Here is a 21,999-nt window from a genome sequence, read left to right as displayed (position 1 = left end):
AGGAAGAGAAGCAAATTTTAGCTCAAATAGCAAAAGTATCTTGACATGATAATTCTAAGTATTTGTGAAATATGAGTAACTAAAGACTGCAATACTTCAAAAATATTTAGGAAAACATTAACTATTTAAAATTGATATATAACAGCTTTAAATAATTTATAAGATTGCATTTATTAAATGATTGATATAACTTACTTACACATATAGTTATTTCAAAATTTATCGCGAAAACACTAAATATTAACTAATGCTATTACAAATTATTAGTTAGCAATCAAATTGTCTAAAATTAGTTGACATAAAATTAGTTTTAGATAAAATTATAAAAAATATTAATTAACAATAACTATTCTCAAAATTCTACTTGTAAATAAATTTTAAGACACCAATGTAATTTATTAATTTAACAAAAAAGTAGTTTAGAATACCGTTATTGTATGAATATACTGTTCTAATAGAATATGAACGGCAAATTAAGTATATTAGTTTAATACTTTATTTTTGTCATTTAATTTGTTTTTCAATCTATTTCACACTGACATTTTTAATAGTGTTAATGTTAGTGAGTAAGTGGTGTAATCGCTACCTTTAGATTGAGTTTATTAGTTAGTTTCGGTACTCAAAAAATCAGTGGAGCAAAAGTATGCCTAAGAACAAATTCATTAAGATGTTTAAATTACCTAGTCCTGAACTAATTACTAGATTCAATAGCCTGTGCTTATCTTTAGTCTTGATGTTGAGTGTTTTCTTGGCAAATCCTACTCAGGCACAAGCAGCCACAACAAAATCTAATTTTGATGTATCAGTCTTGTCTATATCATCGACTGAAAATGGTGCTATTTTTGCTGGTTTAGTGGCAGATGCAGTTGTAGAACCTGAAGCAACAGCCGAAACTCCTGAAGCAAAGGCTGCTGCCAAACTTGAAGCAAAAAAAGCAAAAGCTGCCGCTAAACTTGAAGCAAAAAAGTTGAAGGAAGCAGCCGAACTAGAAGCAGCCGAAGCTAAAGCTGCGGAAAAAGCCGCAAAGAAAGCAGCTAAGTTAGAAGCAAAAAAAGCTAAGGAAGCAGCTAAGTTAGAAGCAAAAAAAGCTAAAGAAGCTGAGAAAGAAGCCACTGAAGAAGCTGCGGAAGAGAAATTGAAAGAAACTGCTGAAGAAACGGTTCCAGAGACATCAACAGAGTCACCTGTAGAGAGTGAACCCACTGTTACTCCCTAGTCTTTCAATAGATCTTTGCATTATAAATTAAGTGCTTAAGTGCTAGGGATATAAGGAATTAACAATCCGCCCCTAGCACTTGAAAAATAATCTATCCAGATTCTAATTCAAGGCAAGAAAATGACTTCGGCAATTCCGCGATCGCAATCCAAGTTCAACCTTAGTGCTTACTTAATCAGCGACGGGCCAGCAGGATTTCTATTGAGCTGGGTAGCTGGTTTCGTTGATACTTCTGCATTTATCATTTTGTTTGGATTGTTCACAGCCCATGTAACTGGCAATATTGCTTTAGCAGGGTCTTCGTTTGTCAGTGCTGACACTGAGACAACTATTACTCGTTTGTTGATGTTGCCGACATTTGTAGTAACTGTGGCTTTAACATCTCTACTAGCTCGTTATTCTCGCAGTCAGCAATGGTGCGTATTCGGAGTTTTGTTGACTGCGGAGGCGATCGCTTTAGCGGTTTTTCTTTCTCTGGGCATGACTCTTTCACCTGCACTTTTACTTGATGTACAAGAAGAATTAATCTTGCCCATTGGTATCTCTGGTGTAATCGCAATGGCGATTCAAAATGCCTTGATGAAAGAAGCTAAAGGAGTATTTAAGAGCTACATTCCAACGACAGTTATGACTGGAAATACAACTCAACTAACCATTGATGTGGTGCAGTTTCTTAGCGCGAAGTTGGCAAAGTCCCAAACAGAAGCAACGGAAATAGAAGCATCGGAATCTTTGGAAAGAATTAGCCGATTTGTTCCTACGATCGCAGGTTTTGCATTGGGTGGATTGCTTGCCGCTTGCTTTGTTTTAGTCTCTGAGTCTTGGTGGAGCCTGTCGCTGCCTTTGATTATCATCACAGTTTTAGCGATCGCTGCATTTGTCGATCATAGCCGCCGAACCGCTGTTTAAATTTCACTCTAACGACAAAACTAATCGACCCAGCCTTTAAAATTTCACAGGAAAAATAATGAAACAACGTCTCCTAGCAATTTGTATCAGTTTGGTAGTTCTTTTCGGACTGTTTGCTGGTAACAGTGTTCAAGCTGATCCGCTCTCTTCGCATTTAACAACTCTCATCGCTGTAGCAGATGTTTCTGAATCTCCCGCAGAGTCTGAAGCATCTGAACCTGTGGCTGAAGTTAAAGCATCTGAACCTGTGGCTGTATCTGCGCCTAAAGCTGTCGATGAATCAACGAACTTACTTAAGCAATTAGAAACTGAGATTTTGCCTCAAATTGAGAGTGTCTTGACCCCAGAGCAACAGGAAGACTTTGCGGCTAAAATTGCCGCAGGAACTAGTTTTCGTAAGGCTTTTAAGGCAATAACTCTCACCCCTGCCCAAAAAACTAAGCTAAGTACTGTATTTAAGGCTATTCCTAAAAAGGATATCTTCGCTACCCTTACCCCTGCTCAAAAGAAACAACTATTTTTGAAAAATAAACAGCTATTTATTCCTAGTTCCGCCGAAATTGGGGCAAAAATAACTGCTGGTATGCAAATGGCTAAGGATAAGTCACCCTTAGCTCCATCCTCTGAATCAATTGTCGAAAAAGTTACGGCAAAAATGAAAGCTATTGAGGCAAAGGAATAGATATGGATAGCTTCATGTCGCATCGGCTCACCGATTGGCTTTTTTTGGTGGCAGCAATAGTTGCCTCAATGGTTATATTTTCGTCGCTAGAGAAAGTTGCCCGATCGCTATTTGTTCCATTTGTAGTTATTGCGATCGGGCTTATTGCTGCAAAAGTTGCTTTTGGGGTTACCCCTCAACATCTTTGGTATGAGTCAATTTATCTGGTTCGGAGATTAAGCTCAAGTTTCTTTTAAGGCATGTTACCAAAACACAAAATGTAGTGTTCATTCTGTATTTTTAGAGACCTTACTGGGTTTGATTTTCGATCTACAAAGGCATGACAACACTTTTGTGAATTAGTAATAGGAATAAAAAAAGCCGCGCTGAGCGCGGCTTTTTTTATTCCTATCTAATTTTCTGATTTTGTAGTTATACCAATTCACGAAAGTGTGGCAACACTTTTGCGAATTAAAAACCAAACCCAGTAAGGGTTTTTAAAACTCGAAATGGCTACGCCATTTTGAGTTTTGGTATTATTCTAGCGGAATAGTTTCTAGAGGATGTATACAGTATACAGGCATATATTTCAAACAATTTAAGCAAGAAATTATGGATGCAGATAAAGAAATGAACCCAAAAGAACAACTAGATAATGATATTGCTGAGCCTTCGGTGGTAAGTAAATCAGGATTAATCTATGGTCTAAATGATAAACCTCCAGTTGTTGAAGCTATTTTTGTAGCTTTTCAGCATGTTCTTGCTGCTTTTGTCGGGATCATTACGCCTCCAATTATTATTTGTACTAGTTTGGGATTAGATGCGGCGAATACTAGTTATTTGATTAGCATGTCGCTTTTTGCTTCTGGAATTTGCACCTATATTCAATGTAAAAGAATTGGACCAATAGGCTCAGGCTTACTAAGCCTACAAGGAACTAGCTTTGCATTCCTTGGACCCATTTTAGGAGTAGGAACCGTTGCCTTACAAAAGGGAAGTTCACCAGAACAAGCTCTAGCATTAATTTTTGGAGTTTGTTTGTTTGGTTCTTTTGTAGCAATTATTTTGAGCCAATTTTTACATCTCTTTGACAAAATTATCACTCCAGTTGTTTCAGGAACGGTAGTGATGATCATTGGATTAGGGCTAATTAAAACTGGGATGATCAGCCTAGCTGGTGGGGCTGTGGCTTTAGCTAAAAAGGATGGTTCTTTTGGCAGCTTGCAAAATCTAGCTCTTGGCGGAACTGTTTTATTGATTGTGCTTTTTTTAACTCTTTCGAGTAATCGATTTTTGAGAATGGGCGCGATCGCGATCGGGCTAGTAGTTGGTTTTATTATCTCTCTATTCATTGGTATCATTGACTTTAGTTCTCTTAATCAACTTCCTTTTTTCAGGCTTCCTATTCCTTTTCGCTATGGAATCAATTTCGACTTTGGAGCTTTCCTCCCATTCATCTTGATCTATGTTTTAACTGCAATAGAGACCGTTGGCGACTTAACAGCTACTTCGGCTGTATCTGGAGAACCTGTTAAGGGCGGTGTATACATTCGCCGTATCAAAGGTGGTGTGTTAGGAGATGGTGTTAATTCATTGATTGCAGCAGTGCTAAATACATTTCCTAATACAACTTTTAGTCAAAATAATGGCGTTATCCAAATGACAGGTGTAGGAAGCCGTTATGTTGGGTTCTTTGTTGCTGGAATCTTTGCCATTTTGGGATTGTTACCTGTTATTGGTGGTGTTTTTCAAGCACTTCCTCAACCCGTTTTGGGCGGCGCAACTCTCGTTATGTTTGGCTCGATCGCTGTAGCTGGGTTGAATATTGTTGTATCCGCAGGACTGGATCGTCGTTCGATGATTATTGTTGCTGTTTCCCTAGGTTTAGGCTTAGGAGTGGTATTTGCCCCTGAGATTTTTGTTGATAAGCCTCCAATTTTTAGCAATCTCTTTGGATCTGCTATCTCAACAGGTGGTTTAACAGCAATTCTGCTAAGTTGGTTGCTACCTAGATCTAAGGAAGAAGTTCTTGTCTCTCAAGAAAATCCTGCTTAATGTCTCTACAAATTGAGGAGTGGCGCTTCGCGCCACTCCTCAATTCTTTGGTTTTACGTCCTAACTCCTATGTCTACCACAAAGAAAAGGCGGTATTTCGTACCGCCTTTTCTTTGTGGAAAAGCCTCGCTTAGCGGGGCTTGATTATTGCTTAACTAATCCCAAAATTCCAGTAAATACAAGTACCATCAATCCTAAACTTGTGAATACTATGACTGTGCCGATTAAATTAGTCTTGCGTGATATCGGTAGATAGGCTGGTTGTAGCCAAAATCTTAAACGTTGAGATACAAAAGGCATCACAAATAAACTTAAGATTACTGAGGTAATTAAGTTATTGATGATCATTGAGCTAGCCAATGACCAAGATTGCATAATTCTCAGCGCTGAAAAAAGAATAGCCTGAATCATAACGACAGGATAAAGCCCTAATACTACTGACAAAATCTGTTTCCATCGCGGCGGACCTAACCCTTGATTTTCCGAAGAACCTGACTGCATCGAGAACCAGCCTTCTAAACCTGTAGTAAAAGATTTGAATCGATAGGCTGAAAATATTTTTTGTCCTAATTCTAATAACTGCTTGCGATCGCTTGACTCCATCCATTGATCAAGATGTTCAGGCGAATCAAAATGGATAATGTAATACCACTTCACAACTGGATCTTTACACCTGAGTGGTGGACATAGATCGCAGCGCAGAAAGCCATCATAGTGTTTGGAAATGTCCACTAGGCGTGTATGCCATCTCTTAAAAGCGAAGTCACGACCTTTAGGCACAATATGTTCAGTAACTAGGCTAGAGTAAAAAAGTTGTTCTAAAGGTGGTTTTGGCATATTTTCTAAAGTCAAAATCTCAATTTGTCGTGATTATTCCATAGCCCTTAGTAAAATTTGGGCAACGACAAAGCCAAGAGATACTGAAAGCTTGGGAAAGTGTAGATTGGGGCAGAGTGAGTAGTGCGTTACCGCCTCGATCTATTGGTTTCATACATCTAGTATAGCAATGTCATTTATTTGCCTAAGCAGGAGTGACTTGAAAGCCGTATTTCATCGTAGTGGCAATTCATGAATTGCCACTACGATGAAATACGGATTACTTAACTGTTCATGCCGAAAGTATTTCAGTGTGAACAGTAAAGCTATAATGAGAAGCTATTTGTCATACGAATATTGATTTAGGGATTTTGTAGTGGGTACTCGACAAAAAATCGGGGTGATTGGTGGCGGACAACTGGCGTGGATGATGGCGATCGCTGCCAAGCATCTTGAAATTGAGCTAACCGTTCAAGCATCAAGCCCTGATGATTCAGCTGTAACTGTTGCCGATCGCGTGATTTACGGTAAGGTTGATGATGCTAATGCTACAGCTAAGCTCGCCGAGCATTGCCAAGCAATTACCTTTGAGAATGAATTTGTCGATTTGGTTGCGTTACAAAAACTGATTGATCGCAAAGGCGATCGCAGCTTATTGTTTTTACCAAAATTAGAAACCTTGGCGATCTCCGTCGATAAGCTAAACCAACGCCAACATTTTCGCAAGCATCATATACCCACACCCGAATTTTATAGTGTTGAGACAGAATCAGAACTGTTAGCAGCGGCTGAAAAATTGAGTTATCCCCTAGTACTCAAAGCCAGAAGACATGGCTATGACGGCAAAGGTACTTGGGTAATTGCTAATGAAATTGAATTGCGATCGGCTTGGGAAAGTATGCGTCAAGCCCCTGCGATCGCTGAAGCCTTTATTCCCTTTGAGCAAGAGCTTGCTGTGATTGCGGCGCGATCAGAATCAGGTGAAATCGCCATTTATCCCGTTGTCGAAACTCTACAAACCAATCAAGTTTGTCGTCGCACGATCGCCCCTGCAAGGATTGACCCCACTATTAGTAAAAAAGTGGAAACCATAGCCAAACAAATTTTGACCACCCTAGAGGCGATCGGGATATTTGGAATCGAATTCTTTTTAACAGTCGAAGGCGAAGTCAGCGTTAATGAAATTGCGCCGCGTACCCATAATTCAGGGCATTACACCATCGAAGGATGTCAAACTTCCCAATTTGAGCAATTATTGCGCGTTGTTAGTGGGAGGAAATTAGGTAACGTCTCGATGGTTGCACCTGTAGCGGTGATGGTCAATTTGCTGGGTTTTGAAAAGACCTCTGGCATAGATGCTGATTATTTAGAAAAACGCGAGGCGATCGCTAGTTTCCCTAATACTCATATCCATTGGTATGAAAAAAAGAGTTCCTCAGTCGGACGCAAACTTGGTCACGTTACAATTTTGGCAGAGACTCATGATATGGCTATAGATATTAGCGATCGCATCGAAAGCATTTGGTACAGCAATTAGAAATTTCTGAATCAAGCCAAAATGCTTATATAGAAAGCATTTCAAATAAGCGCTTTAGCTGATGAAAACCCTTTTCGCTTCGTGGGAAGTTATACATGCGTCTCAATTGTTTCATTGAACAAGAGTTAGCGGGAAGTGGATTTACTGACGTTGCCATGACCCGCTTTTTTTTCGTGCAGAGCACTATGATAACAACTCACAAAAGTGTCGCGACACTTTTGTGAGTTGAAAGACAAACCCAAAAATAAAGCAGGGGTGCGAAACGCCCCTGCTTTATTTTTGGGAAAGATGGCTGGCATGATAGGAACTGCGTACCAAAGCTCCTGATCGCACATGGGCAAAACCAATCTGTTTAGCGATCGCCCCTAGCTCATCAAACTCCTCAGGAGTCCAGTATTTCTGTACAGGCAAGTGATCAAGGGATGGACGTAGATATTGTCCGATCGTCAACGAACTGCAACCGATCGCATACAAGTCTTGCATCGTCTCCGTTAGCTCTTCCACCGTTTCACCATGCCCCACCATTAGCCCTGATTTGGTAATAATGCGTGAATCGATCTCTTTTACCATCGCTAAAACCGATAGCGATCGCTCGTACTTCGCCCCACGTCGCACTTTACCCTGCAAACGCCTTACAGTCTCAATATTGTGGTTATAGCATACAGGCGCAGCCAAAGCAACCGTCTCAACGCAATGGCGATCACCCCGAAAATCAGGAGTTAGCACTTCGATTTTGACATTTGGACGCGATCGGCGAATCTCTTGCATCGTATCCACAAAACAGCTAGCCCCCTGATCCGCCAAATCGTCCCGCGCCACCGAAGTCAAGACCACATAGTCCAATCCCAACAAATTTACTGCCTCCGCCACTTTCCTCGCTTCATCGGGATCAAGTCGCATGGGCTTATGTCCCTTATCCACTTGGCAAAAACCACAAGCACGAGTACAAGTAGGTCCCATTAATAAAAAAGTTGCTGTCTTCTGGGAATAACATTCCGCACGATTTGGACAGCGTCCCTCCTCGCAAATGGTATGAATCCCTCGCTGCTTAATAATTTGCTGAACTTCAGAGATTTCATCAGCTTTGCCGATTTGTGGGCGCAACCAACTGGGTAAACGTAACTCTTCTTTGGCGGACATATCGTTATATAAAAAATATATAGCTCTCTTATTAAAACCTATAAATTTAGAGCCATAGCAAAGTATAACGGTAGCCCAACCCAAGGAGAGAGTTACAGCGCGAAGCGTCGTAACTCTCTCCTTGGGTTTATTATTGCTACACCAATACTGAATTTATAGGCTTGTCATAAAAAGTCGGATAAAACCTGACAAAACCCTTTACAGATGCAACCCTATTGACTAGCATATTGCACTGACACATTTTAATAGCCGTCATGATGCATGGGACACAAGCAAAAAACAAGGGAGAATAAGGTGCAAATAGCCCTGTTCTCTCTTGTTTTTTACTTCACAAGCAATAGTAAAAGAATTTTGGAGGGGTAGTGTTTGATCTATTAACCAATATTCTGATTTGGATTATTGCAATCCCAATTTTTGTAATCCTGTTTAGGGCTATTCCCAAGGACTGGTTTCGTCTTTTTGGATTAGTCATATTTACGGCACTAATTGCAATTATTTTTGCTAACTTCAGATTTGTTGAAGAACCAATCCCTAGAATTGTTGTTGATTTCCTCACTTTTCCATTTACGCTAGTTGGAATTATCCTACTATTGCTATTCTTTAACTTCTGGTTAAGACTCAAAGATCTAAAAATTAAAAGTGGTGACAAGGTAGATAACAAGGGCGCTTCAGATAAACTTGCTATCGTTAGTAAAGAGATATTAATAGTTTTATTGCTCTTTGCGATCGCTACAAACAACGCCACCTCAGAACTATTTACCTGTTATTTAGAACAGCAAGGAGCCAATGCGATCGAGCAATCTTACCGTCGCCCAGTTCGCAATTTGACAGAACAAGAACTGCTGGATTTTAAACGCGGAGTCTACGACCTTATTGTTGTCCTTGCTGAAAATCCTCCCTATGAACCTCGACTCCAAGAAGCGATCAGATTATGGAACGAAGCTGACATGCAAAAAAAGCCATACATCATCTTAAGTGGCGGTAGACGCATATCTTATCCATCGACTAAAGGGTATCCTTGCATGACATCTCCACCATCTCCACCAACACGCACCAAGGAAAATGTCAGAGATCAGATCGCCAGTCGAGCAGGTATACCAAATATTGGATTACGATTTGACCCCCGTTATGAAGGCTACTTTACAAATCCCGCTAGTCCTAGCGAAGGTATTCCTGACGTAGATCTTACTGAAGCCGATCAAATGTGTAGTACATTGACTAGTTTCCCAAATATTTCTTTCATTCGTCCTTTTGTGATTATTGAGCCATCAGGTCGGACAGTACGAAGTAGTGGCGATGAAATTAGTAAGCTGATCAAATCTATGGAAACAAATAAGCTAATTGCCGAAGATACCCGTAATAGTAGGAGGATTTTACTGATTACTTCTCCTATTGAAGCAACACGTGCTTTTTTATCTTTTAGAAACCAAGATCTTAATGCTTCTCTGACAACTGCTAGTTATCCTTCCGATAGCCATAGTAATCTTGGAGAGCAATGTCCTTGGCCGATCGGTAAGCAATTTCGGCTCAAACCACAATATTTTCTGTTTAATGCTGAGGCTTTTGTCGAGTCTGAAAGAGTATGGACAGAAATCAAAGAATTAGTCTTTTACACACTTAGATTCTGGTTGCGCCCACCATTAACAGATGAACGCTCTTACTATCCCAAGCAACCAACCTAATAAAAACCCAATAAAAAAGAGAGTCGGCGATTTGCGCCGACTCTCTTTTTTGATAAAGCCTCATTAAAAGAAGCTTTTTATCAGATTTACTTAGCTGCACCTTGAGCTTCCAAAAGCTGCTGCTTCAAACGCTCTAGCTCTGAAGCCCAACGGGGATCAGGTTGGTGGGCTTCAGAAGAACTACTAGAGCTAGATGTACTGCTAGTTGTCTTCTTGTTGTTGTTATTACGTTTTTTGCGTTTCGCTGCTGCTTTAATTGGAGCATCAACTGTACTTGTTACTGAAGACTCGCTCTTTGACTCAGATGAATCATCAGCACCTTCTTCTAAATCAGAGCCATCTTCGGCTTTACCTTTAGTACGAGGCAAAGCTTTTTCTAGCTTCAATACAGCACCATTGAAGTCATAACCATTAAATTTCTCAATGACGATGTCAGCAACTTCATCAGAGCCGACAGTCACAAACCCAAAACCACGGCATTTGCCTGTTTTGCGATCAGTTATAACTTTCAGAGATACTGAATCACCTGATTCATTGAAAATTTTTTCTAGAGCTTGGCGATCTAATTCTGCTGGCAAGTTGCCAACATAAAGGCGAATGGACATGATAATAGAAAACCTCTACGCTATAAAATCTTCAGCAGGTGACTAGAGCAGCCGCTACAAAAAACTTGTTTAAAAAACTTGTTTGCTACTTGTTAGCTTAAATTGGAGCTATTGATTACGTGCTACCTGCGATTAATCAAATTGATACGACACTCTTGTGCCATGTAACAACATAACATACAAAATGCTTGTCGTTAAAATAAAATGTAATGAAAGTATCAAAATTCGATCCCTTCCAAAAGCTAAATATATCACGATCGCTAGGTCGCTTGAGCCCTGAAAGCCATACAGCTAAATCTTTTGCCTTGTAATATCCCTAGCTTCAAGTTGTTTCTGATTACTAAATGTTAATTTCTAATGTTTTTATAGCTAATTACTTGACTAATAAAATTCCCCTGCTGTACTATCCATTTCCATAAATTTACATGGAATTTACATGGAATTTTTTGGCGCTATAATCGTTGGTTACTGTTTGTGGATTAGTCAGGCACTCAATGATGCCCAAAAGAAGCAAGAACAGGAAGTTGAAAAACGGATCAAAGAAAAGATGAAAAATGATCAATACGTGAATATCCGAATTATTGAGAAGCCTTAAGTTTATGGATTTATATCAATCTAAGTTTTGCTTACCCAAAAGATGAGTGGCGGCGCTTCGCGCCGCCACTCATCTTTTGGGTTTTATGTTCTAAGCAAAACTTAGATTGCTATATGCCATTAGGGGAATGCTTTGGAGTACAGCCGTAAAGCATCTTAGGCTAGGATTGCTATGATTTAGACTGTGTAAAGATGCAATCAACTTATGATTCGGTGTAAAAATCATGAAGCTAAATCTGCAAGCTATTGGTGGTGAGCTAAAAACTCAAGTTAAAATCTTGGCGGCTTTGGTAGCGGCTTTTTGGATTATTGTCACCTTAAATGAAGTAATTTTTGAGAATATCCTATTACTTTCTACTGGCTGTGGCCTGCGTCGGGGACTTAATGCCCTAGGAATTGTGCCACATAGCTTTATTGGCTTGCGAGGAATCTTGTTTGCTCCATTCTTGCATGGGGGCTTCTATCACGTTTTGGCAAACACCATCCCGTTCGTTGTTTTAGGTTGGTTTGTGATGCTGCGAAACATTAAAGATTTTTATTTTGTATCTGTAATGTCGGCGCTGGTAGGTGGTTTAGGTACTTGGATAGTTGGTAGACCTTGCTCTGTGCATATTGGAGTGAGTGGTGTGATTTTTGGTTATTTTGGCTATCTGCTATTTCGCGGCTATTTTGAAAGAAGCTTTGTCGCGATCGCTATTTCGATCGCGATCGCTATTGGTTATGGAGGAATGATCTGGGGTGTACTACCAACAAGAGCATATATCTCATGGGAGGGACATTTATTTGGATTTATTGGTGGCATTCTTGCCGCAAAGTTATTGTCACCAAGCAAAACTGCCCAATAAAAAATAGTCGGCGCAAAGCGCCGACTATTTTTTATTGGCGATTAAGCAACACTTTTAATTGCTTCTAGCAAACTACGAGTACAAGCCCCTTTGTCACAAAAAGCATCGATATTTGCACCATTAGAGATAGCTTGGGCTTTGCCACCATCAGCAGCAGAGTAAGCAACAATTTTAATATGAGGATATTCAGTTTTAATGGCATTGGAAGCTGCCCAACCATCCATTACAGGCATGTGTAGATCCATGACCACAACATCAGGCTCATGGTTTTGTACTTTGGCGATCGCTTCTTTGCCATTAGTTGCGACTTCAACAACGTCAATACAAGATTGTAGTGAGAGAGCTAGCTGTAAAGTACATCGTGTTAGTTCGTGGTCATCCACCACCAAAACGCGCAAAGTTTTTGTAGAAGATGTCATGGTAGGTTCGGTAAGAAGGTCTTGACAATTACTTTGTTATGTAATTAAAGATACCTCTTTTCTTACTTTAAGGCTTCTACCGCAGGGACTAAACCCAAAAGGAAAGTACCACCACTACTTTCCTTTTGGGTAATTGACGACAGCTACATTAGGCAACTAGGCTCGCCATTTTACTTTTGGTAAAATTTGCTTTTGGTCAATGCGATCGCGATATTTGATGGCAAAGTTGAGTAACGAGTCGATTAGCGCATCAGATAAAAAGTGAGGTTGCAAACCAAGGTCGAGAAGATTGGTGTTTTTCGCATTGAAATAATGCTCCTCTAATTCAACTCGTGGATTGTCAATATTGTGTACTTCAACTTTGATTCCAAGAGTTTGTCCAGCCTTCTGAACCATAAAAGCTAGATCGCGAATCGAGAAAAGCTCAGTAAATTGGTTAAATACACGCATTTTACCTGACTCTGCTGGTGTCGCGATCGCTAGTTCAATACAGCGCACTGTATCGCGAATATCCAGAAAACTGCGAGTTTGTCCACCCTTACCATAAACTGTCAAAGGATGTCCGATCGCTGCTTGGATACAAAAACGGTTGAGGGCTGTACCAAATACACCATCATAATCAAGACGATTAATTAGTAACTCATCAGTGCCAGTTTCTTCAGTAAGCACACCATAGACTACGCCTTGGTTCAGATCAGTTGCTCTTAATCCCCAAGTCTTACAGGCAAAGTGGATGTTATGGCTATCGTGAACCTTGCTGAGATGGTAGAAACTTCCAGGCTGCTTGGGATAAGGTAGGGTGTCTTTGCGCCCATTATGCTCGATGGTGATATAGCCTTCTTCAATATCAATATTGGGAGTGCCATACTCGCCCATCGTACCCAGTTTGACTAGGTGGCAGTCAGGGTTATGCTCTTTGATGGCATACAGTAAATTGAGCGTGCCAACCACGTTATTAACTTGGGTTAGGACTGCATGTTCGCGATCAATCATGGAGAATGGCGCTGAACGCTGTTCTCCAAAATGCACCAGCGCATCAGGCTCAAAACTACGGAATGTACTCTGCAAAAATGCGTAGTTAGTGATGTCACCTACAAACAAATCAATTTTCTGACCTGAAATAGCTTGCCACTTATATATCCGCTCTTGAATAGAGGCGATCGGTGTAAGAGTTGCAACACCTAACTCATTGTCCCAATGTCGGCGAACTAGGCTATCTAATACTCCAACTTCATATCCCTTATTGGCAAGATGTAAAGCTGTCGCCCATCCGCAATAACCGTCGCCACCAATTACCAGTACTTTCATGAATTCTGTGGGTTACAAAAAATTTGAGTTACAGTTTCCAAATTAACCCTATCAGGATTTATCTCATTTGTGATGCACAAGACCGAAATTTATTAAGTTGTATGTGTCGAGAAACACATGGAGTGTTTGGGGTCTGAGGATTATTCTTAAAAAGTCGAGTGGAGCGCAAAGCGCTCCACTCGACTTTTTAAGAATAATCTATATAATGAATATTTGATACAATCACGCAATTTAGCCGATCGCAGCTTTCAATTGGCAAGTGTAATGTATTGAAATTAAGATAGCCAAGAGTAGTTATAGCTATTCACTATTTAGCCTAGGACGATTAGTCAAGTATGCTTTCGATTGCCGAACTTGCCCATAAACGAGATCCAAAGGCGATCGCCGAAATTATTTGTCAGGAGTTACAGCCCCTTGACATTCAGAAACTTGATGTCGCTGTGGAAATTGTCGATAGTAGTTTAGAGCTACAAATTCGGACAGATTCAGCCATTGACAAGGAAAAATTGCTGACATTAGTCAATGTCAAACTTCAAAATTTACATGTAGAATCAGTAGCCAAATTTAAAATTCATTGTTGGCGCAATGCTCAAGAGATGAATGAGCAGCGCCTACTATGGACGGAGCAATTTATGCTAGATCTGTCAACATCATCACCGAGTACAATCCCTGATTTAGAGCCAGAGCTGGACAGTAAGCGATCACCAGAAACTAGAGCACCAGAACCAAGTCTTTCTAAACATTCTGTTTTACAGCAAGCGATCTCCAAAATTGCTCCAACACATGATCCAAATCAAACTAAAAATCGCTTATTAAATTCTGAGCTAGAGCCTTCTAACCCTAAGAGATTAAATAATGCACTTGTAGTTACTAAATCTGAGCAGCAAAAATCACAATCAACTGGTAATTATTGGCAGTTAGTATTGGTTGGTCTATCAATTGTTTTGTTAGGTTTAGGAATTGGCGCTTCTGTCAGGGCAATCACATCTAGAGTGGTAGTTGATTCAAGTACTTCTACAACAGCTTCAGATTCACCTGCTGAAAATAAGTTAGTAAAAAATACAGCATCTACAACCAAACCTACCCCTGATCAGACTAGTGAACCATCTGTCATCAATACCCCATCTACTAAAGCTACGCCTTCTGCGTCAGTTGAGGCGATCGCCCAAACTCCAAATCAGCAAGAATCAGACTTTGTGACTTTGGAGAAATTTAATCGCATTCAAAAAGGGATGACCATTGAGCAGGTGGAAAAGGTCTTTGGTAAATCTGGTCAAGTTATTGCTGAGAATAATTCCAACAACAGCATTGGACAGGTTTATTCTTGGAAAAATCCTCAGGGGAGTAATGCCATTATTGAGTTTAAAGATGGTCAAGTGGTAGCCAAGGCTCAAGCTGGTTTGTAGCTTTCTCTAAAAAAAGTGGCTTAAGCCCCTTGTTGCAATAGCACCAAAAAAGAGAGATGACGCGAAGCATCATCTCTCTTTTTTGGTGCTATTGCTATAAAATTACATGTTGGGTAGCTAAAAATTACTTGATTTAAACAGCTAGTAAAACCCAGTCAAAGCCTCGTGGGAGAAAAAATTTTTGGGTATCGATTTACGCAGCTACGTTTACTTAGACAATTTACAAAAACAACACGCTGCTTACTTAGGAACGATCGCACAAGGATTTTTGCCATTACCAGGTGACACCTCCCTCTGGATCGAAATTTCCCCAGGTATTGAAATTAACCGCATTACTGATGTTGCTCTGAAATCAACGTCCGTCCGTCCAGGTGTGCAAATTGTTGAGCGCTTGTACGGATTGTTGGAAATTCATTCGGCAAGTCAAGGCGAGACCCAAGCCGCAGGTCGTGCCATTCTAGAGATGTTGGGCGTAACTGAAGAAGATCGGATTAAACCAAGATTGTTATCCAGCCAAATTATTCGTAATGTAGACGCACATCAAACCCAGCTAATTAATCGCTTTCGGCGTGGTCAAATGTTGCTGTCGGGGCAAACTCTGTACATTATGGAAGTGGAGCCTGCGGCGTATGCGGCTCTTGCGGCTAACGAAGCCGAAAAAGCTGCCTCAATTAATATTCTCGAAATTGTTGCGGTAGGTAGCTTTGGGCGGCTATATCTCGGTGGTGAAGAGAGAGATATTATGGCGGCGGCGGCGGCGGTGTTGAATACCATTAGCAATGTTAAAGGTCGTGATGTCTGGAGCGATCGCAAGGAATAATCAAAATTTGCTTTGCAAATTTTGATTACAGATCATCTTCCCAGCCACAGCATTTACATCGCCATTGCTCAGGTGGTATCCGCATTCGCGAAAAAGAAGTGCGGCATTCTGGGCATTTTCCTGTAAAGATGGGATGCCAGCCACATTCTGATTCCATAGCAGGATCATAGCTTTTAGGATCATCGGGTTCCCATAATTCCGCCGAGGCAAAATCCGAGCAAATCCCCCACTCTGGACCGTAAGGATGTACTGCACAAACCAAAAACTGGCTGTGAGAATAAAAATTACAGCGATCGCACAGAGATATTTTTGCCATAGATGTATTTTATCGCTTTCGCCTAGTAGTGCAAGAGATAGACAATGCAAATCAAAACCCAAACGATAAGTAGGGGCTTGAAGCACCACCACTTATTAAACCCAGAAAGATTGAGGTAGAACCTTGCGCCGCTTCAAGCTTTCTAGTTAACTAAATCGACCAATTTCAATGCCATTTTGACGAATTACTAGCTCTAAAATCAGAGAACTCGCGGGAAAAATGGCTTCCTTGGCTACAGCCTTAATTTCATAGGGAGTTTTAAGCTCACTCACTACTTTAAAAAGCTCAGTCAAAGCCTCAGGAGGAAAATTACCAACTTTCCCTGTAAGTGGATTAGCTAGCACGCCCTCACGGCGAGCGCGAAAACTGACTAATAAAAATAGTTGCTCAATTCTTGATGCAAGAGCCTGTGGTGGTAGATCAGGGGTAAATTGCAAGGAAGCGATTTCAGCACCTGGGGCAAATATTTGGCGGTTCAGGGTGACATCGGCGGCGATCGCTATTCTGGTCTCGCGTTTCAGGAAGTTGCCTGCTGACAGGATGCGGATCACATAGCTTTGACCATCTTTAATCCGATTTAGCAAGCCTTCAATCTGTGCTTCCGTAATTTTGATGACGGGTTCTTTGGGGGCTTGGTCGGGAAGAAAATCTAACAATTCACGGGCGTTACGCTCAGCCTGTTGCAATAGTTGGGTACTGGCTTGACGTAACTCAGATTGACTCAGATTTGGGCGCACAACCCCAATTGATAAAATCTGATCTGCAAAAATTGCGACGTTGCCTTTGCGTAGAGCCTCAAGGCTAATCAGTAATTGCTCACGGGCGGATTCGAGAGAAGCAACTTCTGAGCCGAGTGCTATTCTTTGTTTTTCGATTTCTGCCAAGCGTTGCTCTGATTCATCAACCCTTTGTTTGAGCGTTTCCCGATCGCGGGAAATACTTGCTAACTCAGTAGAAATTCGTTCTTTTTCATCTCGCAGTTGGTTACTTTCGGCTTGGAGACTTTCTTGCTCTGCGCTCAAACTTTGAATGCGATCGCGCAAATCGGCTTCCTGCTGTGAGGCTTTTTGCAGTTCTTCGTTAGCTTGTTCAAATTTGCTCTCAACTGACTGTAACAGTGCTTGAGTCTCTGACTGTTTTCGCAAAGCTTGGACTAAGGATTGATTAATTTGCCCTAGACGTTGTTGTGCTTTTTCCTGTTCAGTTTTTGCAGCATTTAGCTCAGTTTCGATTTTTTGCTTCTGCTCTTGGCTGCTAGCTAATTCTGAGCGAATACTTTCAAGACGAAACAATCCATCTCTTAGCTGACCACTTAGTAATAGCAAAATTCCTAATGTAGAAGCAGAGATCATCCCTCCCGTAGCGATCGTCACGACTGTAGCAGTGTCGCGCGGTCTTAATTTGAATATGCTAAGCCGCGCCTTTCCAACCTTAGTGCCGATGCGATCGCCTAACGTCGCGATCATGCCTCCTAAGATCAAAATCGCTAAAATCAGCGTATATCCAGCCATGTAACTCCTGAGTCCTCACGCTGTTGATCTTAGCAGATCACAAACCATGAAAGGCAGTAAAGGCAATTCATGAATTGCTTCTACAGCCTTTCATGGTTTGTGCTGCGCCGAAGGTGCATCACAAACCTAAATTTTGCCTCTGCTGCTTTCATGGGTAAGCGAACCGCAATACGTTAGTATGAAAAGTATTGCAAAACTCGATCTTCACAAGCTTGATGGGGAAAATGGAAAAGCAACTTAAAGTACAACAGTTAGTTGATAATCTGGCGAAGGCGATCGTTGGCAAAGATGAAGCCATTCAACTGGTCTTAGTAGCACTATTTTCGGGTGGTCACGCCTTACTTGAAGATGTGCCGGGGGTGGGCAAGACTCTACTCGCCAAATCTCTAGCTGCCTCTATTTCTGGTAAATTTCAGCGTGTACAATGTACCCCAGATTTACTACCCACCGACATTACAGGTACAAATATTTGGAATCCTCAAAAAGGTGAATTTCAGTTTTTGCCAGGTCCAGTATTTGCGAATGTGTTGCTTGCTGATGAGATCAATCGGGCGACACCACGTACCCAGTCAGCATTGCTTGAAGTAATGGAAGAGAGCCAAGTCACCGTTGATGGCATATCACGGAAAGTCCCTTCACCATTTTTTGCGATCGCCACTCAAAACCCCATCGAATATCAAGGTACTTTCCCATTACCAGAGGCTCAACTCGATCGCTTTGCTCTGTCCTTTAGTATTGGCTATCCCAACGAAGCAGAAGAGCTAGAAATGCTAAAACGGATGCAAGTTGGGAAAATTGGTTCTGCGCAATTAGAGGCATGTATTACTCCTGAAGAGGTACTAGAGATTCGACAACTCTGTACTCAAGTCCCTGTTAGCGATGCGACTAGCGAATACATCGTGAATATTGTCCGCGCAACTCGTAATGATGAAGAAATTACCCTTGGTGTTAGCCCCAGAGGGACAACGGCTCTATTGCGATCAGTTCAGAGCTATGCCTTTATTCAACAAATGCTCGACCGCGATCGTAAGTCTGATTATGTTTTACCTGATGATGTGAAATTCCTTGCCCCATTCGTTTTAGGGCATCGGATTATGGCAGCAGGAAGGCGATCGCCGAAGAAAATCATTCAACGTTTACTAGACGTTGTAACTGTTCCTTAAATTGTAAAGATTTTAAAAACACAAAATGGCTGCGCCATTTTGTGTTTTTAAAATCTTTACTGGGTTTGTTTTTTAATTCCCAAAAGCGTTACCACACTTTTGGGAATTGGTGTTATAAACGGCGCTAAGCACCGTTTATAACAATGCACCACCGCAGCTTGAGCCACTACCTGCGGTACAACCATAGCAATAGTCATCGGTTTGAATTTCTTGGATGACATCTAAATCACCTAGTTCGATGACTTTGGAGATAGTCAAAGCAGCACCATGAGGCGATCGCGCTGGTAGATTCTCCATTTGATTAAAATCACAATCATAGATATTGCCTTGATAATCCACCGAGAGCTGGTTACGACACATCACATAGTCAAGAGTATCAGAGTTAAAATGCGATTCCAAAAATTGTGAATATTCTTCTTCTAACTTGCGATGGCGCAGATGGAACTTGCTTCTACCAATGGGAAGGTTTGTTATTGTGAATAGGCTATTAAAAACTATCCCAAAATGATCTTGCAGATGAGCTTTATAAGCTTCTTGCAAGCTTTGTTGATTGGGCGCAAGGGAAAATTTATTAGAAATGGGAAGAGGTGGATTGTAGACCAAATCCAGAACCAGATGGGGATCAGAGCCGTAGCCAAGACGATTTAGCCATTGCAAAGCCTGAATTGAGAGATCAAATACGCCTTTACCACGCATCTTATCCACATTGTCCTCAAGATAGCAGGGCATAGAGGCGACTACACGTACTTGATTTTGAGCAAAAAATTCGGGGATATCGTCGTATCCCTTTTCAAAATAAATTGTCAAGTTAGAGCGAACAATTACTTCTTTATCCTGTTCTCTTGCGGCTTTAACTAAGGGACGAAATCCATACAACATCTCTGGAGCACCCCCCGTCAGATCAATTGTTTGAATTTGCGGGAACCGATTGATAACTTCGATTAACTGTTGGCAAATTTCTGGTGTTAATTCTTCAGTACGAGTGGGACTAGCTTCGACATGGCAGTGAGTGCAAGCAAGATTGCAAATTTTACCTAAGTTAACCTGCAATACGGAGATCTGACGTTTTAGAAATGGAGCTTTTAGTTTTTGAGAAAATGGTGTGGTAGCGATCGCAGGAACTTGCATAGATTAGCAATAAGCATGAATGTGTGATTATTGTGACATAAACTCAAGAATACTGACTTGAATCGCCTTAATTACCTCATTATATTCATTATTTAGGAAATTTAAAAACTCAGAAGAAATCGTAATTTCTCCCGATTTGCCAATTTTCTCTAAATACTTAGAGATTTGAGATAGTCTAGTTGCGCCAATGCTAGCACTGGTAGATTTTAGAGAATGCGAAGCCAGTGCAAATTTACTCGCATCTTGATCTGTAAAAGCAGTCTGAATCGATACCATTAAATTCTCGGCTGAATTAAGATAAATCGTAATTAAATCTGAAAAAATTATATCGTCGCCAATTGTCTCTCGCAATTCTTGAAACATATCAATATCCAGAGTTTGTAAATTCATAAACTCTGGATACTCATGAAGTAGCTCAGGTATCTTCGCGATCGCATTATCTTCTATATTTTCAAACATAGCCTTGCTCCCGACTATCGGGATTAAATACAACTTGGCAAAACTGACCGAGACATTCTTGCCAAATCTAGAAATATAGCCAAATATCGATGATTCCTAACAGTCTATAATTTGAGTTTACGCAAATTTTTGACCGCTGCTTCAATTGTGCTATCTTTCTTAGCAAAACAGAATCTTAAGCCATTTACCTTGTCACGATCAGGATGACTAAAGCAACTACCAGGGACGGCAGCAACTAAGGCTTCTTGGGCTAAGCGAAAGGCTGCACTGTCAGCATCTGAGGCGATCGCGGAGCTATCAGTCCAGATGTAATATGCGCCTCTAGGCAGTACAGGTGACAGCCCTAGCTCTACCAAAGCAGGGTAAAGCATATCGCGCTTACGTTTGTAATCTAGTGCTAACTGAGTAAAATATTCGCTCCCAAACTGCATCGCAGTTAATGCGGCATGTTGCAAAGGTGCAGGAGCGCAAATCGTAATAAAGTCATGAATCCGCCGCATTGCCGCTGTTAGTTCAGGGCTTGCCACAGTATATCCTAACCGCCAGCCAGTGATACAAAAGGTTTTTGAGAAACCATTCACGACGATTGTGCGATCGCGCATTCCTTCAATACTCATCAGGCTAATATGTTCGCCTTCATAAATAATATATTCGTAAATTTCATCGGTAATTGCATAGACATCATACTGCTGGCAGAGTTTAGCGATTAATTCTAATTCTGTGCGCGTCCAGACTTTGCCCGTAGGATTAGCAGGACTGTTAATAATTACCGCCTTAATTCCTTTTTTAAAAGCAGGTTCAAGGATTTCTTGAGTGATTTCCCATTGTGGTGGTTGCAGGGTAATAAATTCAGGAATCCCGCCCACTGTCGCTAGATTCGGAATGTAATTCTCGTAAAATGGTTCAAAAATTAAGACGCGATCTCCTTGATTGATTAAGGTCATCAGGGCTATATTTAGTCCCTCGGTTGCGCCGCAGCAGACTGTTACTTCCGTATCAGGATCGACAGTAATTTGGTTGTCACGCTGCATTTTTTCAGCGATCGCCACGCGCAACTTGTCCCAACCCCAACTATCTGCATATTGGTTAAAGTCTGAGGCGATCGCGGCTCTTGCGGATTCTTTGATTGCTTCTGGCGCAGGAAAGTCAGGTAAACCTTGAGCAAGATTAATTGCGCCAAACTTTTCGCAGTAACGGGAGGCTTCGCGAATTTGGGATTCTTTAATTTGAATAGCGCGATGTGATAGCGAAACAGTAGTCAATGTAATATCTCTAAGCTTCAAAAAGTAAAAGCGACGCATTGCGCCGCCTTTGCTCAATCCTAAGCGAAATCACTATGACTGGTCAAGACTTACATCATTGATGTTACGCAGAACGTAGACGATGAATCTCTTGCTGCTCGCAAAGCA

Annotated in this window: 22 protein-coding genes; 12 read left to right on the top strand and 10 right to left on the bottom strand. The window is 41.1% G+C overall.

Annotated features, from left to right (window positions below):
- Window positions 1-643 precede the first annotated feature (643 nt).
- The 5 genes from ABM313_RS05685 (at window position 644) to ABM313_RS05665 (ending at window position 4,841) form a co-directional block, all read left to right on the top strand.
- Window positions 644-1,216: a hypothetical protein gene (locus ABM313_RS05685; protein WP_434686719.1), complete on the top strand. Its 573-nt coding sequence runs from the start codon at window positions 644-646 to the stop codon at window positions 1,214-1,216.
- Between the two features lie 120 nt (window positions 1,217-1,336).
- Window positions 1,337-2,125: a YoaK family protein gene (locus tag ABM313_RS05680; RefSeq protein WP_434686718.1), complete on the top strand. Its 789-nt coding sequence runs from the start codon at window positions 1,337-1,339 to the stop codon at window positions 2,123-2,125.
- Between the two features lie 58 nt (window positions 2,126-2,183).
- Window positions 2,184-2,807, top strand: a complete 624-nt coding sequence (locus tag ABM313_RS05675; protein ID WP_434686717.1) for a hypothetical protein — start codon at window positions 2,184-2,186, stop codon at window positions 2,805-2,807.
- 2 nt (window positions 2,808-2,809) lie between these two features.
- Complete coding sequence (locus ABM313_RS05670) at window positions 2,810-3,043, top strand: hypothetical protein (protein WP_434686716.1); 234 nt, start codon at window positions 2,810-2,812, stop codon at window positions 3,041-3,043.
- Between the two features lie 373 nt (window positions 3,044-3,416).
- Entirely contained in the window at window positions 3,417-4,841 is a 1,425-nt protein-coding gene (locus tag ABM313_RS05665) for a uracil-xanthine permease family protein (RefSeq protein ID WP_434688374.1), read from the top strand.
- Window positions 4,842-4,985: 144 nt separating this feature from the next.
- On the opposite strand, the gene ABM313_RS05660 is transcribed toward ABM313_RS05665, so the two are convergent.
- On the bottom strand, window positions 4,986-5,678 hold the full coding sequence (locus ABM313_RS05660) for a hypothetical protein (RefSeq protein ID WP_434686715.1): 693 nt from the start codon (window positions 5,676-5,678) through the stop codon (window positions 4,986-4,988).
- A 355-nt stretch (window positions 5,679-6,033) separates the two neighbouring features.
- Here ABM313_RS05660 and ABM313_RS05655 point away from each other — a divergent pair, with 355 nt between their 5' ends.
- Window positions 6,034-7,194 (top strand): 5-(carboxyamino)imidazole ribonucleotide synthase, encoded by a 1,161-nt coding sequence (locus ABM313_RS05655; RefSeq protein WP_434686714.1) that lies wholly within the window; start codon window positions 6,034-6,036, stop codon window positions 7,192-7,194.
- Between the two features lie 273 nt (window positions 7,195-7,467).
- Here ABM313_RS05655 and lipA read toward each other — a convergent pair whose 3' ends face one another.
- Complete coding sequence (gene lipA / locus ABM313_RS05650) at window positions 7,468-8,334, bottom strand: lipoyl synthase (RefSeq protein WP_434686713.1); 867 nt, start codon at window positions 8,332-8,334, stop codon at window positions 7,468-7,470.
- A 362-nt stretch (window positions 8,335-8,696) separates the two neighbouring features.
- Here lipA and ABM313_RS05645 point away from each other — a divergent pair, with 362 nt between their 5' ends.
- Window positions 8,697-10,016: a hypothetical protein gene (locus tag ABM313_RS05645; RefSeq protein WP_434686712.1), complete on the top strand. Its 1,320-nt coding sequence runs from the start codon at window positions 8,697-8,699 to the stop codon at window positions 10,014-10,016.
- A gap of 86 nt (window positions 10,017-10,102) precedes the next feature.
- On the opposite strand, the gene ABM313_RS05640 is transcribed toward ABM313_RS05645, so the two are convergent.
- Window positions 10,103-10,621, bottom strand: a complete 519-nt coding sequence (locus ABM313_RS05640; RefSeq protein WP_434686711.1) for an RNA recognition motif domain-containing protein — start codon at window positions 10,619-10,621, stop codon at window positions 10,103-10,105.
- A gap of 436 nt (window positions 10,622-11,057) precedes the next feature.
- Between ABM313_RS05640 and ABM313_RS05635 the strand changes: the two genes are divergently transcribed.
- Both ABM313_RS05635 and ABM313_RS05630 read left to right on the top strand, forming a co-directional pair.
- Complete coding sequence (locus ABM313_RS05635) at window positions 11,058-11,216, top strand: hypothetical protein (protein WP_434686710.1); 159 nt, start codon at window positions 11,058-11,060, stop codon at window positions 11,214-11,216.
- Window positions 11,217-11,439: 223 nt separating this feature from the next.
- Window positions 11,440-12,060 carry a rhomboid family intramembrane serine protease gene (locus tag ABM313_RS05630; protein WP_434686709.1) on the top strand — a complete coding sequence of 207 codons (621 nt, stop codon included), beginning with the start codon at window positions 11,440-11,442 and terminating at the stop codon, window positions 12,058-12,060.
- 41 nt (window positions 12,061-12,101) lie between these two features.
- Here ABM313_RS05630 and ABM313_RS05625 read toward each other — a convergent pair whose 3' ends face one another.
- Complete coding sequence (locus tag ABM313_RS05625; RefSeq protein WP_434686708.1) at window positions 12,102-12,479, bottom strand: response regulator; 378 nt, start codon at window positions 12,477-12,479, stop codon at window positions 12,102-12,104.
- Between the two features lie 156 nt (window positions 12,480-12,635).
- Entirely contained in the window at window positions 12,636-13,787 is a 1,152-nt protein-coding gene (locus ABM313_RS05620) for a UDP-sulfoquinovose synthase (protein ID WP_434686707.1), read from the bottom strand.
- Window positions 13,788-14,122: 335 nt separating this feature from the next.
- Between ABM313_RS05620 and ABM313_RS05615 the strand changes: the two genes are divergently transcribed.
- Together ABM313_RS05615 and ABM313_RS05610 are read left to right on the top strand one after the other, a co-directional pair.
- Window positions 14,123-15,193 carry a hypothetical protein gene (locus ABM313_RS05615; RefSeq protein WP_434686706.1) on the top strand — a complete coding sequence of 357 codons (1,071 nt, stop codon included), beginning with the start codon at window positions 14,123-14,125 and terminating at the stop codon, window positions 15,191-15,193.
- A gap of 181 nt (window positions 15,194-15,374) precedes the next feature.
- Window positions 15,375-16,013 (top strand): hypothetical protein, encoded by a 639-nt coding sequence (locus ABM313_RS05610; RefSeq protein WP_434686705.1) that lies wholly within the window; start codon window positions 15,375-15,377, stop codon window positions 16,011-16,013.
- 25 nt (window positions 16,014-16,038) lie between these two features.
- Here the strand turns inward: ABM313_RS05610 and ABM313_RS05605 are convergent, their stop codons facing one another.
- Window positions 16,039-16,329 carry a hypothetical protein gene (locus ABM313_RS05605; RefSeq protein WP_434686704.1) on the bottom strand — a complete coding sequence of 97 codons (291 nt, stop codon included), beginning with the start codon at window positions 16,327-16,329 and terminating at the stop codon, window positions 16,039-16,041.
- A gap of 146 nt (window positions 16,330-16,475) precedes the next feature.
- On the bottom strand, window positions 16,476-17,840 hold the full coding sequence (locus ABM313_RS05600) for a DUF3084 domain-containing protein (RefSeq protein ID WP_434686703.1): 1,365 nt from the start codon (window positions 17,838-17,840) through the stop codon (window positions 16,476-16,478).
- 224 nt (window positions 17,841-18,064) lie between these two features.
- Here ABM313_RS05600 and ABM313_RS05595 point away from each other — a divergent pair, with 224 nt between their 5' ends.
- Complete coding sequence (locus ABM313_RS05595; RefSeq protein ID WP_434686702.1) at window positions 18,065-19,003, top strand: AAA family ATPase; 939 nt, start codon at window positions 18,065-18,067, stop codon at window positions 19,001-19,003.
- A gap of 135 nt (window positions 19,004-19,138) precedes the next feature.
- On the opposite strand, the gene arsS is transcribed toward ABM313_RS05595, so the two are convergent.
- The 3 genes from arsS to ABM313_RS05580 all read right to left on the bottom strand — a co-directional run bounded on the left by arsS (window position 19,139) and on the right by ABM313_RS05580 (window position 21,852).
- Window positions 19,139-20,131 (bottom strand): arsenosugar biosynthesis radical SAM (seleno)protein ArsS, encoded by a 993-nt coding sequence (gene arsS / locus ABM313_RS05590; RefSeq protein WP_434686701.1) that lies wholly within the window; start codon window positions 20,129-20,131, stop codon window positions 19,139-19,141.
- Between the two features lie 27 nt (window positions 20,132-20,158).
- Window positions 20,159-20,590: an Hpt domain-containing protein gene (locus ABM313_RS05585; RefSeq protein ID WP_434686700.1), complete on the bottom strand. Its 432-nt coding sequence runs from the start codon at window positions 20,588-20,590 to the stop codon at window positions 20,159-20,161.
- A gap of 104 nt (window positions 20,591-20,694) precedes the next feature.
- Complete coding sequence (locus tag ABM313_RS05580; protein ID WP_434686699.1) at window positions 20,695-21,852, bottom strand: pyridoxal phosphate-dependent aminotransferase; 1,158 nt, start codon at window positions 21,850-21,852, stop codon at window positions 20,695-20,697.
- Between the last annotated feature and the right edge of the window lie 147 nt (window positions 21,853-21,999).

This window comes from Pseudanabaena minima str. Chao 2107 (genome assembly GCF_051131155.1).
GTDB classification, from domain to species: domain Bacteria; phylum Cyanobacteriota; class Cyanobacteriia; order Pseudanabaenales; family Pseudanabaenaceae; genus Pseudanabaena; species Pseudanabaena minima.
This window is presented reverse-complemented; position numbering and strand designations above follow the sequence as displayed.